This window comes from Idiomarina loihiensis (genome assembly GCF_024584785.1).
GTDB classification, from domain to species: Bacteria; Pseudomonadota; Gammaproteobacteria; order Enterobacterales; family Alteromonadaceae; genus Pseudidiomarina; species Pseudidiomarina fusca.
In genome coordinates this window covers 896641-911374 of record NZ_CP074112.1, presented here as the reverse complement: position 1 = coordinate 911374, position 14734 = coordinate 896641, and the positions used below count along the sequence as shown (strand labels likewise).

14 protein-coding genes are annotated in these 14734 nt (G+C 47.6%); 10 read left to right on the top strand and 4 right to left on the bottom strand.

Annotated features, from left to right (window positions below):
* Positions 1-2 precede the first annotated feature (2 nt).
* The 4 genes from ccoS to ttcA all read left to right on the top strand — a co-directional run bounded on the left by ccoS (position 3) and on the right by ttcA (position 2899).
* Positions 3-203, top strand: coding sequence for a cbb3-type cytochrome oxidase assembly protein CcoS (gene ccoS / locus KGF88_RS04260; RefSeq protein ID WP_110075109.1), 201 nt, complete (start codon positions 3-5; stop codon positions 201-203).
* A complete protein-coding gene (locus KGF88_RS04255) occupies positions 193-852 on the top strand; it encodes a sulfite exporter TauE/SafE family protein (RefSeq protein WP_228759430.1) in 660 nt (219 codons plus the stop codon). The genes ccoS and KGF88_RS04255 overlap by 11 nt, the downstream gene beginning before the upstream one ends.
* A gap of 100 nt (positions 853-952) precedes the next feature.
* On the top strand, positions 953-1882 hold the full coding sequence (uspE, locus tag KGF88_RS04250) for a universal stress protein UspE (protein ID WP_153825654.1): 930 nt from the start codon (positions 953-955) through the stop codon (positions 1880-1882).
* 42 nt (positions 1883-1924) lie between these two features.
* Positions 1925-2899: a tRNA 2-thiocytidine(32) synthetase TtcA gene (gene ttcA, locus KGF88_RS04245; protein ID WP_110075111.1), complete on the top strand. Its 975-nt coding sequence runs from the start codon at positions 1925-1927 to the stop codon at positions 2897-2899.
* On the opposite strand, the gene KGF88_RS04240 is transcribed toward ttcA, so the two are convergent.
* On the bottom strand, positions 2874-3749 hold the full coding sequence (locus KGF88_RS04240) for a glucosaminidase domain-containing protein (protein ID WP_110075112.1): 876 nt from the start codon (positions 3747-3749) through the stop codon (positions 2874-2876). The genes ttcA and KGF88_RS04240 overlap by 26 nt on opposite strands.
* Positions 3750-3848: 99 nt before the next feature.
* Complete coding sequence (locus tag KGF88_RS04235) at positions 3849-4670, bottom strand: hypothetical protein (RefSeq protein ID WP_110075113.1); 822 nt, start codon at positions 4668-4670, stop codon at positions 3849-3851.
* Between the two features lie 168 nt (positions 4671-4838).
* Between KGF88_RS04235 and KGF88_RS04230 the strand changes: the two genes are divergently transcribed.
* From KGF88_RS04230 to KGF88_RS04210, 5 genes are read left to right on the top strand one after another with little or no spacing between them, the layout of a single operon-like run.
* Positions 4839-5480 carry a pseudouridine synthase gene (locus tag KGF88_RS04230; RefSeq protein ID WP_153825655.1) on the top strand — a complete coding sequence of 214 codons (642 nt, stop codon included), beginning with the start codon at positions 4839-4841 and terminating at the stop codon, positions 5478-5480.
* A gap of 47 nt (positions 5481-5527) precedes the next feature.
* On the top strand, positions 5528-6679 hold the full coding sequence (gene mnmA, locus KGF88_RS04225) for a tRNA 2-thiouridine(34) synthase MnmA (RefSeq protein ID WP_153825656.1): 1152 nt from the start codon (positions 5528-5530) through the stop codon (positions 6677-6679).
* Positions 6676-7320 (top strand): high frequency lysogenization protein HflD, encoded by a 645-nt coding sequence (hflD, locus tag KGF88_RS04220; RefSeq protein ID WP_153825657.1) that lies wholly within the window; start codon positions 6676-6678, stop codon positions 7318-7320. Before mnmA ends, hflD begins: the two co-directional genes overlap by 4 nt.
* Positions 7320-8693, top strand: a complete 1374-nt coding sequence (purB, locus tag KGF88_RS04215) for an adenylosuccinate lyase (RefSeq protein ID WP_153825731.1) — start codon at positions 7320-7322, stop codon at positions 8691-8693. Before hflD ends, purB begins: the two co-directional genes overlap by 1 nt.
* A complete protein-coding gene (locus KGF88_RS04210) occupies positions 8690-9883 on the top strand; it encodes a cupin domain-containing protein (protein WP_153825658.1) in 1194 nt (397 codons plus the stop codon). Before purB ends, KGF88_RS04210 begins: the two co-directional genes overlap by 4 nt.
* On the opposite strand, the gene KGF88_RS04205 is transcribed toward KGF88_RS04210, so the two are convergent.
* Complete coding sequence (locus KGF88_RS04205) at positions 9880-10314, bottom strand: DUF4826 family protein (RefSeq protein ID WP_110075117.1); 435 nt, start codon at positions 10312-10314, stop codon at positions 9880-9882. The two genes, KGF88_RS04210 and KGF88_RS04205, sit on opposite strands and share 4 nt — an antisense overlap.
* 274 nt (positions 10315-10588) lie before the next feature.
* Between KGF88_RS04205 and KGF88_RS04200 the strand changes: the two genes are divergently transcribed.
* Positions 10589-11641 (top strand): Glu/Leu/Phe/Val dehydrogenase dimerization domain-containing protein, encoded by a 1053-nt coding sequence (locus tag KGF88_RS04200; RefSeq protein ID WP_110075118.1) that lies wholly within the window; start codon positions 10589-10591, stop codon positions 11639-11641.
* On the opposite strand, the gene ydiJ is transcribed toward KGF88_RS04200, so the two are convergent.
* Positions 11642-14710, bottom strand: a complete 3069-nt coding sequence (gene ydiJ, locus KGF88_RS04195; RefSeq protein ID WP_153825659.1) for a D-2-hydroxyglutarate dehydrogenase YdiJ — start codon at positions 14708-14710, stop codon at positions 11642-11644.
* Positions 14711-14734 lie beyond the last annotated feature (24 nt).

The window sequence follows — 14734 nt, the reverse complement described above, 5'->3', positions numbered from 1 at the left end:
TTATGGATAGTTTATACGTACTTATTCCCATCGCGATTTTATTTGTCATCATTGCCGTCGGGATCTTCTTATGGGCTGTGCGCAGTGACCAATTCGAAGATCTCGAGCGCCAAGGCATGAATGTTTTGCTTGATGATGACGGCCCCAAAGCTGCGTCTGCTGCCAAGCCTCAACAGCCATCGGATAAGCCAGATGCAGATTGATGCTGTTGCAGCATTGCTGATGGGCTTAGCTGGTGCCGGGCATTGTTTAATGATGTGTGGCGGGCTTGCCGGAGCGCTCAGTGGCAACGCCTCCCTACCTAGACTGTTAGCCTACAATGCTGGGCGTATTAGCTCCTACACTATCGCTGGAGCTATCATCGGTGCGGCTGCCAGCCAAATCATGCAAAATATGCCCGACGGACTGGTCTACTTACGCTTGCTTGCTGCCTTCTTTTTATTGGTTTTGGGCCTTTATTTAGGCGGATGGTGGCTTGGCTTGCAACGCCTAGAAAAGCTAGGAATACCCTTGTGGCGTGCGTTACAACCGGTTGCCGTCAAATTTCGCCAAGCTCAATCCATGCCTGCACTCTATTTGGCCGGCATGCTTTGGGGCTGGTTACCTTGTGGGTTAGTTTACAGCGCCCTCAGTTGGGCAGCCTTAAGCGGATCTGCCAGCCAAGGTGCACTCTATATGGCGCTATTTGGCCTAGGCACCTTGCCTGCGATGGTTGCGTTTGGTTGGTTCAGTCAAGCGGTGCAGGCGTTTCTTAAATCACAAGGTTTCAAACAACTGATGGGGATCATTATGATCCTATACGCAGCTTGGACTGCCATCATTGCGCTACGGCAACTGGGAATATTGCATTAGCATGCGTTATGACATGGATGTTTAAGTTATTGTTAGCTAAACTCAAAGCAAGTTAAAAATACCGAGTTCCAACTCGCCATGACAGCTTGGAGATAGTGCTATGAGTTGCGTTGCTAATATTCTGGTGGTGTTAGATCCTGAACATCAACAACAAAAGGCCCTCAATCGAGCCCTACAGCTTGCTCGAATAAGTGGTGCCCGCATGACTATCATGCTATCCATTTATGATTTCTCCTATGAAATGACCACGATGCTTGCAGCTGATGAACGCAATGTGATGCGAGATAGTTTGATTGCGGATCGTAAAGCTTGGATAGCTGATTTGCTCGAAGACTATAATACTCGCGATATCGCGATCGAAATCAAAGTAGTCTGGCATAACCGTCCCTTTGAAGCCATTATCGAAACCGCCATCCAGGGGCAACATGATGTGATTGTAAAAGCAACCCATGTGCGGGACGGCTTCGCTACCTTATTTTTTACCCCTACGGATTGGCATTTGTTACGTAAAGCACCTTGCCACGTGCTGCTGGTAAAAGAACATGACTGGCCAGAGCAAGGCAAAGTACTGGCCGCTATCCACACCACCGGTGAACATCAACATCATCAGTCGCTGAATCAACGGGTAACTGAAGCAGCACAAAAGTTTGCCGGCTGTTTATCTAGTGAAGTTCACTTGGTCAATGCTTACCCTGGCGCGCCCATCACTATTGCCGCAGAAATTCCCGAATTTGACACCACCAACTACCGGCAAGCTATTGAAGAAAATCACCGTCTCGCATTAGCTGAGCACGCTCGTGCTTATGGTATTCCTGAAAGCGCGCAACATGTCTTAGAGGGCTTGCCCGAACAGGTTATTCCAGAACTTGCAGAGCAGCTAGATGCCGAACTGGTGGTACTTGGAACCATTGGCCGTACCGGTTTTAGAGCCGCTCTACTTGGTAATACTGCTGAACATGTTATTCAAACCATTAATTGTGATTTGTTGGCAGTAAAACCGGAAGGATTTGTGTCGCCAGTTGAGGTATAATCGCCGCCAATTTTTGTTAGGCCAATGCAACACAGGGTACTTATGAGCGCAGCAAGCAATACTGCCAAAGAGAAAAAGCAGCAGTATAACTTCAACAAATTGCAAAAACGTTTACGTCGCAAAGTGGGCGAAGCTATTAGCGACTTTAATATGATCGAAGATGGCGATCGCGTTATGGTGTGCTTATCGGGTGGTAAAGATAGCTACACCTTGCTCGATATTTTGCGCTTTTTGCAGCGTATTGCTCCTATCAAGTTTGACATCATTGCGGTGAATTTAGACCAAAAGCAACCGGGGTTCCCTGAGCATATTTTACCCGAGTATTTAGCTAACGAAGGCGTGGATTTTCGCATCATTGAAGAAGATACCTACAGTATCGTAAAAGAAAAAATCCCGGCCGGCAAAACCACCTGTTCGCTTTGCTCGCGTCTACGTCGCGGTATTTTGTATCGGGTAGCCTCAGAGTTAGGTGCTACCAAGATTGCACTGGGGCATCACCGTGATGATATGCTAGAAACCATGATGCTCAATATGTTTTATGGCGGCACCATGAAATCAATGCCACCTAAGTTAGTCAGCGACAATGGTCAGCACGTGGTGATTCGTCCATTAGCTTATGCCAGCGAAAAAGATATCAGCAAATATGCTGAGCAGATGGCCTTTCCGATTATTCCGTGCAATTTGTGTGGCAGCCAAGAAAACCTGCAGCGTAAAGTCATTAAAGAATTACTTAAGAGCTGGGATAAACAGTACCCAGGCCGAATTGAAAGTATGTTCAGTGCGTTACAGAACGTGGTGCCATCTCATTTAGCCGATGCTAAGCTGCATGACTTTAAAAATATTGTTGCCACCGGCGAAGCTAATCAAGATGGTGATACTGCCTTTGATCACAGTACTCCAACAACCTTTCTAAATTACCGTGGCGATAGCGATGATAGCGAAACCACTGACCGCGCTAGCGATGCTAACGATGCGGCCAGTAGTCTTGGTGTTATTCAGGTGCGGATGGTGAACTAACAGTATCCGTATTCTGAGGGGCAGCGTCGTCGTTTACGGCGGCGTTGCCACTAGCTAACACATCCATAATGATTGGCCGATTAACCCGAATCATGGCGTTCAACTCAGCGATATACTCTTCCCCGCGTTCTGAATAGCTCAGTAACCCTGGCGTTAAATCTAAAGCTCGTACATCGCGGCCTTGCGCACGTCGCTCAGCGCGTAGTGAGCGTAAATCAAAGTACGCTGGATGAGTGTTGATATTGCGCAAATAACTGCGCACCGAGGCATTCACTGAAGCAAACTTGCGAACTTCATGCCGGGCTTCATCGGCACGGGCATCGGGCACCAAGCCACAGCCCTTGGTAAAACACCATTGACCGAATAAATTCAAAGCATCCTGCGCAAATCGAGAAGCTCCCCAACCGGATTCATTTGCAGCTTGAACTAACACCAGTGTTTCAGGTACCAAATCGACACGGCGCAATAACAGCTCAAATAATTCGTTGGCCTGTTCAATATCGCCATCAATACCATAGTCATCAGCTATTTTTAACAACCAAGCTTGTTCTTTTGCGCTCCATTGGGATTTTTGTTGCAAAGCCAAGATACGCTCGCGGTCGAGTTCTATTTGGGCATTTTCTGCCTGTACCAAAGGTGCTAAAAAGGCAAAAAAAGCTTTTTTCTTGTCGCGTACATCTGCGTACCCACTAAAATCTGGTACTTGGGTGACTACAGGCACATTTAACAGCGCCTGCCCTGCTGTTGTCTTGCTTAGTTGTTCGCTTGATGTAACTTGATGTAATTGTGTTGGCAACCACACTGCGACAGCTATCACAACTGCAACTAAGATCCAAAATAACTTGCGCATGAAAACTCCATGTTTAGGTTTATCAGTCTGTTAAACAAAAGCCCCACCGGCGCTGCAGATGGGGCTGTCGTAAAACCAACATAAGTGGTTGATCAAGCATTATTGATGGTCATTCACTACCACTTCAGCTTGTCCTTCTGCTGCCGCACAACCAATCAGGGTGTGATACAACACGCCATTTAGGTTGTACAACATAGGAATAGTAAATAATAAGCCTAGGCCCAACGGTAACGCAGAGATAAACATAATAATCCACATCACCAAATATAAACCTAATACGCGCCACATTTGCTTATTGATCACCAGTAGCGATGCAATGATGGCTCGCCATGCGCTTAATCCGCGGTCTAATACCAAAGGTACGGCCAAGGTAAAGGCGATTTGAAAATAGATCAAAACTAATGCCATCAGCGTAAAGCCTAGCACCATACTCACGAATGAACCTAAAAAGACCAAAGTAGCAGCCGCTACTACCATGATCGCAGTGGTCACTATAACAATCAAAACCAATTGTGGAGTAGACGCGAAAACTTGCTTCAGTTGGCCAAAGTTCGTTTTTAAATCAGCACCGTTACGTAAGCCAATAAGCACTAGCATAGCAACAAAAGGAGCTAGAATGGCTTGGTTGATCAAGTTTGAAAGTACGATGTTGGTCCAGCTAATACTGGCCCAATTCACTTCGCCAGAATCGTCAACCACAACATCGCTAGTAGGTAACAGTGCTTCCACCAAGCTACCAACAACCATACTAATTAAAATAACCACCACCCCTGCTATCAATAACATCGGTAATGAGCGTAAAGTGATATCCCACGCACGTTGCAATAATTGACCTATCGCAAAGCTTTTTTCACCGCGTAGCGCCGCAGCAAAATCACCAGGGGGAACATCATAATTTGGATTTTTGGGGTAATCAGCCACGTTATTTTTCTCCTTGTAAGTGCTGAAATGATCCTGTTGTTCGAATCAAGCATGCATTATAGGTGAATAGAACTCACCATACCATAGCCGAACCACCTGCCTAATTGTTAGCAAATGTGCGATAATCCATATCGATAATCAGCCTTAAGTACTGTAATGGATATTCCTATGGCAACCGCAAAACCCGCTTCGGCAACCTTTCGTCGACGTTCACGCAAGCGCAGTCCCAACTCAGGCGCTGCGGCTCGACCGCGCACCGCCAACCCGAAACTAGTGCTTTTAAACAAGCCTTACGGGGTGCTTTCCCAATTTTCCGGTAGCGCCGATGAACAAACCTTAAAGGGCTTAATCCCCCATAACGATGTCTATCCGGCTGGACGCTTAGACAAGGATAGTGAAGGCCTATTGTTACTAACTAATGACGGCGTGTTACAGCATAAGATAAGCCACCCTAGCCAGAAACTCCAGAAAACCTATTGGGTACAGGTAGAAGGCGAACCAACGGCTGAAGCGTTACAACAACTGCGCCAAGGCGTAGAATTAAATGATGGGATAACCTTGCCGGCAGAAGTCATGGTCATGCCAGAGCCGCAAAACCTATGGCCGCGCAACCCACCTGTGCGCGAACGCCTGAGTGTACCTGATAGTTGGTTGTGCCTAAAAATCACCGAAGGCCGCAACCGCCAAGTACGCCGCATGACTGCAGCCGTGGGCTTGCCAACCTTACGTCTTATTCGCGCCGGTATTGGCCCCTTCTTGCTCCGTCAAATGCAGCCAGGTGAGTGGCGTGAAGAGCCTCCGGTGTGGTAAAATAGCACCATTAATTTTCTTGTATAACGTTAGGATCTAACACCACGATGTCAGCTAGCCTGCATGCCCCTACCAGCCCTGCAAACCCTGCAGCCGGTAACAAAGTTATCGTCGGAATGTCCGGCGGTGTGGATTCGTCTGTTTCTGCCTACTTGCTAATGCAGCAAGGCTATCAGGTAGAAGGCTTGTTTATGAAAAACTGGGAAGAAGACGATACCGACGAGTATTGTGCCGCCGCCAGTGATCTTGCCGATGCTGAAGCTGTATGTGCAACCTTAGGCATACCGTTACATACCGTTAATTTTGCCGCTGAATACTGGGATAATGTGTTTGAGTATTTTTTGGCGGAATATCGTGCCGGCCGCACCCCTAACCCGGACATCATGTGCAACAAAGAAATCAAATTCAAAGCCTTTTTAGAATTTGCTGCGGTTGCGTTGGATGCTGATTACATTGCTACTGGGCACTATGTGCGGCGCCGGGAACATGAAGGTAAATTTCAGCTGTTACGCGGGCTCGATAGCAACAAAGACCAAAGTTACTTTTTGTACACTCTTGCCCACAGCCATGTTGCACAAACGCTGTTTCCGGTGGGGGAACTAGAAAAGCCGGAAGTACGCAAAATTGCGGAACAACAAGGCTTAGTAACCGCAGACAAAAAAGACTCTACCGGAATTTGTTTTATTGGCGAGCGCAAATTCAAAGATTTTTTGCAGCAGTATTTACCGGCTCAACCCGGCCCCATTGAATCTGTTGATGGGCACCATTTAGGGCAGCACGAAGGCTTGATGTATCACACCTTAGGGCAGCGTAAAGGCTTACACATAGGTGGGTTAGCAGATGCTGGCGACGAGCCTTGGTACGTGGTTGATAAAGATGTGCAGCGTAACATCTTGGTCGTAGCCCAAGGTAAACATCATCCGCGCTTGTATTCAACAGGCTTAGTTGCCGGGCAACTGCATTGGGTTGACCGCGAGCAGCGGCAACAGCCGTTCACCTGTGTGGTGAAGACCCGTTATCGCCAGCAAGATATTCCTTGTACTGTAACGCCTCTTCCTGATGGCCGGATGCAAGTGGTATTTGACCAACCGGTAGCAGCGGTTACCCCTGGCCAATCAGCCGTATTTTATGCTGATGAGGTTTGTTTAGGTGGTGGCATTATTGAAGCTCGTTTAGCTGACCACGAGGTGTTGCTGTGAATGCATGGCAACACCGAGTACTTGCTCTTGCAGCCATTGCGCAAGCGATTGCGTTAGTGAAACAAATGGCACGGTTTGGTAGTTTTCGCCAGCCCCATTTCGCCAAAACCGTGCTAGATAGCGTACTCAATCAAAACCCTACCGACTTCACTGACTTGTATCCGCAACCGGCTGATTTGCAGTTGGGACTTGAGTATCTGCTGCTGCAAATTGGGCCTAGTCGGAATAAAGATGTAGAACTTACCCGCTACATGGTAGGAGTGCTAGCGCTGGAGCGCAAGCTCAACAAAAATCCAGCAGCATTGAAGACCTTAGGCGAGCGCTTAGCCCATATTGGTCGCCAACGGCATCAGTTCCAGTTCTCTGACGATACAGTGATTACCAGTATGGCTGGTACTTACAGCGATGTTATCTCGCCTCTTGGGCCGCCATTAAAAATCAGTGGCAAGCAGGATGTACTACAACAACCTAGCGCCCAACACATGATCCGAGCCCTGCTGTTGGCTGCTATTCGCAATACAGTATTATGGCGTCAATACGGTGGTAAACGTCGACAATTTATTTTCTCGCGGCAGCGTATGGTTCGCGTTGCCCAACAATTACTTCGCGATATTCGTGAGCATTCGGAGCCCCAAGCATGATGAATTTAACTGCATTAACTGCCCTATCACCCGTAGATGGTCGCTATGGCAGCAAAGCCGCTGCGTTACGTCCCATCTTTAGTGAATACGGTTTAATTCGCCAACGTGTGATTGTAGAAGTTCGTTGGTTGCAGCAGTTAGCCGCTATCCCAGCCATTGCCGAAGTCCCTGCGCTATCTGCTAGTGCCAACGAATTCCTAGAACAGTTGTTAGCAAACTTCAACGAACAGCATGCCGAACGTGTCAAAGAAATCGAACGTACCACCAATCATGATGTAAAAGCGGTCGAGTACTTCCTTAAAGAGCAAGTGGCGGACCACGCTGAACTAGCAGCGGTCAGTGAATTTATTCACTTTGCCTGCACCTCTGAGGACATCAATAACTTATCTCACGCGTTAATGCTTAAAGATGCGCTAACGACTGTGATGGTGCCGGCTATGACTGAACTAACTCAGGCCATTAAAGGGTTAGCACAGCAGCATAAAAGTGTTCCCATGATGGCGCGTACCCACGGTCAACCAGCCACCCCAACCACCTTGGGTAAAGAAATGGCCAATGTGTATGTGCGCTTACAACGTCAGCTGGTACAGCTTCAACAAGTGCCATTACTCGGCAAAATCAATGGTGCGGTAGGTAATTACAATGCTCATTTGGCGGCCTATCCGGATGTTGATTGGCATCAAGTTGCAGCACAGTTTGTGACCTCACTTGGCTTAACCTTTAACGCTTATACCACCCAAATTGAACCGCACGATTACATTGCTGAATTGTTTGATTGCGTAGCGCGCTTCAATACCATTGTGATTGATTTTGATCGTGATGTTTGGGGTTACATTGCTCTTAACCACTTTAAACAGCGCACTATTGCTGGCGAAGTGGGTTCATCAACCATGCCGCACAAAGTGAATCCCATTGATTTTGAAAACTCCGAGGGTAACTTGGGCTTAGCCAATGCCGTGTTCCAACACTTAGCCGCTAAACTTCCAATCAGCCGTTGGCAACGTGATCTTACCGACTCTACCGTGTTACGTAACCTTGGGGTTGGGTTTGCCTACGCACTTATTGCTTATCAAGCGAGCTTGAAAGGCATCAGCAAACTAGAAGTTAATACGGCGCAACTAGCTGCTGAATTAGATCAAAACTGGGAGCTTCTAGCCGAACCTATTCAAACCGTGATGCGTCGTTATGGTATTGAAAAGCCGTACGAAAAACTCAAAGAACTCACTCGCGGTAAGCGTGTGGATCAAGTTGCTATGGCCGCATTTATCGACTCTTTAGCCTTGCCTGAGCAGGTCAAAGCAGAACTTAAATTACTCAGTCCGGCCAATTACATTGGTCGTGCGATTGCTTTCGTTGACGAGTTAGACGCATGAGTGATGTCGCTGCACTCACGTTAAATCTGAATAAAACTGAATTCTTACAGCAAGATTGGCAACAACGGCCGCGTTTATTTCGCGCGGCTTTTGCTGACTTTGAAGATTTGGTGGAAGCAGAAATACTAGCCGGTTTAGCCTGCGAAGAAGCGGTTGATTCGCGCATCATTGAGAATCACCAAGGTAACTGGAATGTGGTTCATGGTCCTTTCGAGGCTTATGATGCGTTTGGTGAATCGGGTTGGACCTTACTGGTGCAATCCGTAAATGAATGGATTCCTGAAGTGCAACAGCTGATAGCTCCGTTTCGGTTTTTACCGGATTGGCGCATTGACGATGTGATGATTAGTTTCGCTACTGAAGGTGGCGGTGTTGGTCCACATCTAGACCAGTACGATGTTTTCATCATTCAAGGGCAAGGTCGTCGCCATTGGCGTGTTGGCGAGCGCGTTATTGGCGCCACAGAACATTGCCCTCATCCAGATTTAAAACAGCTCGCACAGCCTTTTACGGCGGTCATTGATGTTGTCTTAGAACCGGGTGATATGCTTTATATTCCTGCGGGTTGCCCGCATGAAGGCATTGCTCTGGAACCTAGTCTAAATTACTCGGTTGGATTTCGGGCACAAAATAGCGCTGAATTAACCACTGCAGTCTGTGATCATCTCTTAAATAGTTCAGCCAAATTAGCTCGTTACCGTGATCCCCACAGCGATGATTACGGAGCTCCCTATCAAGTGAGCCAAAGTCGCTTAGACCATTTACGTGAATTTACCCTCAGCCAACTCACCCAGTTGGAATGGGATAGCGCATTGATGGCGGTATTATCCACCAGCAAGCGTCCGTTACCTCAACCAGAAGCTGCCCCGAGCGAAGAGGAATTACAGTTTTGCTTGGCTAACCAAGAACCCCTGCTGCTGTGTCGCACGCCAGGTGCTCGTATTCTGTTGGGTCCCGATGGGCATTGTTACAGCAACGGCGAGCAACTTGCCTTAACCGATGCCAACCGGCCTTTTGCTGAATATTTAGCGGGACAGTGGCAAGATTTAGAATTAACTGAGTTAACAACAACCAGTGACTTGGATTGGCAACACCCAGCAGCCTTACAGCTACTGAGTGAGCTTGTACAGATGGGCGTATTTTACTTAGTTGATGCGAGCGACGAAGATACCGACGAACAGCACGCTTAAGCGTGCTGTTGCCATAATTTTTCGTCTTCAAACACATCATACAACTGCTCAGCGCGGTTCACTAAGTAGTTAGCATAGTTAAGTTGTTGCCGGTCGCCTTGCGCTTGATGAGCTACAACTTCCGCTTTTACTTGCCATTGTAACGAAAAATGACGCGTTGCATCGCGCGCGTCTTTGGCATTTTTGCCAGCGGCTAAATCCGTGGGTACGTCACCATTAATCACCCAAACTTCTTTTTTGTCTTGGGTTTGGAATTTCCACACGGCCACAATAGGGGCAATGTAACGACTTTCTTTGGTTAGCACGCGCTCAGTAATGATGCCTTGTTCCGCAAGAAATTTATTGGCCGCTTGAAAGTGTTCACGTACCCAAGTGGTACGTTGCTCGTCGGTTAACTGATCCGGAGATTGTGGGGTTGATGGTTCGGCCATACTGCTTGGTCCTTTTGTCTGTTTTTATCAATTTGTTGTTAGACGTTCACTAGGTGAACTAGCAACTCAGATTATCACTGATCGGAGTTGTGCTGGCTACCTACCCTAACAATACTACGCAGATTTGTTACAAACGCAATCATTTCAACTGGGTAATATTTGGTTGCAAAAGTTTACGTTTACGTTAACGTTTTATTTCCGCAATTCACTGGTGAAATACCTAGCAAAGTGATATTGTTCGCGCAATTTTTGGGATGAACGAGGATTACCTAGAATGTCTCTATTCGAACACAAAGAGTTCGACCAACACGAACAAGTCGTGTTTTGTCATGATAAAGAAACCGGCTTAAAAGCGATTATTGCTATCCACGACACCACCTTAGGCCCAAGCTTGGGCGGTACCCGTTTGTGGAACTACGCCTCGTCAGCTGAAGCATTAACCGACGTGCTGCGCTTATCGCGCGGTATGACTTATAAAAGTGCGATGGCCGGGTTGCCATTAGGCGGCGGTAAAGCAGTTATTATTGGTGATGCTAAAACCATTAAAACGCCTGAGTTAATGCGTGCCTATGGTCGTTTCGTTAATTCTTTAAGTGGCCGCTATATCACTGCTGAGGATGTTAATATCCGTACCAGCGATATTGCCTACGTTGCTGAAGAAACTAACTTTGTCGCAGGAACCGCAGAGAAAGCCGGTGATCCATCACCTCACACTGCACTAGGTACCTATTTAGGCCTTAAAGCGGCAGCTAAACATAAATTCGGTAGTGATAATCTACAAGGCTTAAAAATTGCTGTGCAAGGCTTGGGCGCGGTAGGCTACGATTTCGCTGAATATTGCCATAAAGAAGGCGCACAGCTGTTCGTTACCGATATTAATGAAGAAGCATGTGCCCGTGCAGCGCAAGAGCTGAATGCCACTGTTGTTGGTTTAGACGAAATTTATGGATTAGATGTTGATGTCTATTCACCTTGTGCCCTAGGTGCCACCGTAAATGACGATACTCTGAAACAAATCAAAGCCAAGGTTATTGCTGGCAGCGCCAACAACCAGTTAGCAACGCCAGCCCACGACCAGGTGGTGATGGATATGGGCATTCTGTATGCACCAGATTACGTTATTAACGCCGGTGGTGTGATTCACGTTTGTAGCGAAGCTGCTAACATGAGCCGCGCTGAAACCGACCAGCGTGTGCGTGACATCTACGATACGCTAGATAAGATCTTTGCCCGTTCAGCAGCTGAGAAGCGTCCAACTGGACAAATCGCAGATCAAATGGCACAAGAAATTATCGCTAACGCGAAAGCCGCTAAAACTGCAGGTTAATTACCTGCAGTTTGCTGCTAGCCACTGCAGCGGGTGTAATGCCCGCTTGCTGGGGCTGTGGCGTTCTACTTGACTACGACAAGAAAAACCCGTCGCCAAAGTTACCACCTCTCGCTCAACCTTGTTACGCCAACTCAAATCGTACAGCTTGGTACTAATAGCTTGATTATTGCTTTCATGGCCAAAGGTTCCGGCCATACCACAACACCCCGTGTTAGCCATCGCTAAAGGTATCTGCCATAGCGCAAAAATTTGTTGCCATTCACTAGCAGCCTTAGGCATGGCGGTTTGCTCGGTACAATGGGTGAGCAATTGCAAATCTAAGTTAGGCGTAGCCACTGCTACCCGCTCCACCCTACTGGGCAGCACATCAAGCAACCAAGTTTGACTCAATTGCACCTGATAGTTTAGCGGCTCAGTGAGCACGCTACGGTATTCGTCGTGTAAACAAAGTACGGTAGATGCATCTAAACCTACCATGGGTAACTGCAGTTGACTAACGTGATTAAGCTGTTTTGCTACACGGTTTGCAGTTTTAGCAAAATCTTTTAAATAGCCTTTTACATGCTGGGCCTTACCGTTACCGGCAAAGCGCAACAAGATCGGCTGAAAGCCAAGATGGCTGGCTAACGTACCAAATGCCTCCACCAGTTCTGCTTCATAAAAACTAGTAAAAGGGTCTTGCACCACAACCACAATGTTGTCGCGCTGTGCGCTGGTCAAGGTAGTCACATGCGCGGTCAATTGCTGCTCATCCATGCTCAACCATTGGCGTTGTTGCCAACGCTTATGGAGCGTAGGTACCGACAATTTAGGTGCGTCCACATAGCCAAACCAACGCTTAGTTACCCATCTGCTGAAACCATTGTGAGTCAGCCAATTTGCTAACCGCGGCGCTCGCGCTAAGCCACTGGCCAACGTCTCGACTTGTTTCACTAAGAAGTCTTTAGCTGGACGCCGATATTTATGGTGATACCACTCTAGAAACCGCGCCCGAAACGCTGGCACATCAACTTTTACCGGACACTGACTAGCACAAGCTTTACAGGCTAGACAGCTATCCATCGCAGCTTTTACTTCGTGATTAAAATCATCCGCAAAGGCCCCTGTAACAGCTTTCATGGGATGCCATTTGGCAGCTGGTGGTTGGCTTGCATCAAACCCGTGTTCGGCGTTAAGTCGCAGCCATTCACGAATTAACGTGGCACGACCCTTAGGTGAAAAACGTCTATCGCCGGTGGCTTTAAATGACGGACACATGGCTGAATCGGCATCGTAGTTAAAACATAAGCCGTTGCCATTACAGTTCAGCGCCGGCTGATAACTCTCCTGCACATGAATGGGAATTTGCCGATCATAAAAACCACGTTTGGTAGCATCGACGGATACTAAACTCGCTGAGGTTCCCCACGGGGTACAAATTTTGCCTGGATTAAGACGATTATCAGGGTCGAATACAGCTTTGAGCTTCTGTAGTTCTTGATAGAGTTCATCCCCAAAGAACTTTGGCGCATACTCAGAGCGGTAGCCTTTACCGTGTTCGCCCCACATCAAGCCACCGTACTTGGCGGTTAGTGCGGCTACTTGATCACTGATTTTTCTTAGTAGCTGCTCGTCATCAGGATTGGTCATGTCGAGCGCTGGACGCACATGCAACACTCCCGCATCGACGTGGCCAAACATGCCGTAATGCAATTGCTCGCGATCGAGAATGGCACGAAACTCTAAAATAAAGTCAGCCAAATGCTCGGGCGGGACTGCCGTATCTTCCGCGAAAGCAACGGGTTTACGGCGACCTTTGGTAGCCCCTAACAAACCGACTGCTTTCTTGCGCATGGCATAAATATTTTGAATACTCTTGCCATCGGCACAAACCTGATAACCAATAATGCCCCGCTCTGCTTGGTTAGCGATCAAGTGCTCAAGCTGCTGGCAAAGAGACGCTACTTTGTCATCGATATCCGCTTTCGCAACCGCAGTAAATTCAACCATATTAATGCCGCGCATCGGCTTATCGGCAACATCTTCTAATTGGCTAGCAACTTGATGCCAAATAATATCATTGCGGGCTAAATCTAAAACGTTGCTATCAATGGTTTCCACTGAAGTAGCACGTGCCTGCACTAAGGCTGGGGCATGCCGCAGAGCCGATTGAAAATCATCATACTTAACATTAACCAACACCTTGTGCTGCGGAATCAAGGTTAAGTTCAGTTTAGCCTCAACGATGATCGCAAGCGTTCCTTCAGAGCCGGCTAAAAGCCTGGAAAGGTCAATGAGTTGGCGATCTTCATCATAGCAATGCTTGAGATCGTAGCCGGTTAAAAATCGATTTAAAGGCGGGAATTTTGCACATATAGCAGCTCGTTTATCAACGCAAGTCGCTAGAACTTGGCGATAAATGGCAGCTTCTAAGCTCTCTCCACGAGCCTTTTCTTGCGCTTGTTGCAGGCTTATTGGCGCTGTGTGTAGCACCTCGCCATTAAGTAAAACTGCACGCAACTCTAAGATGTGATCACTGGTTTTACCATACACTAATGAGCCTTGTCCGGAGGCATCGGTATTGATCATGCCGCCAATCGTGGCGCGATTACTGGTGGATAAGTCAGGACTGAAAAAAAACCCGTGGGGTCGCACTGCGTCGTTTAACGCATCTTTAACCACACCGCTTTGGCAGCGTACCCAGGCTCGTTCTGGGTCAATCTCTAACACCTGATTAAAGTAGCGGCTTAAATCGATAACAATGCCAGCCGTTAACGACTGCCCGTTGGTACCAGTACCGCCGCCTCGAGGCGTAAATTGAATACTTCTGAACGCAGCTTGCTGCGCCAGTTGAAAGGCTTGTTGCAGTGCTGCTTGCGTCCGAGGATACAGCACCGCTTGCGGCAATTGTTGATAGACGCTGTTATCAGTAGCCGCAATTAAGCGGCCACTGTAGGAACCATCTATATCGCCGTCAAACTGGGCGCGTTCTAGTTCTAATAAGTAGGCCTGATAAACACTTTGTATGCGTTGTTGACGCCGTTCATAGGCTGCATAACTAGGTAACTCGTTAACTACTTGAACCATAACGCGCACTGTTCCTTTATTGAG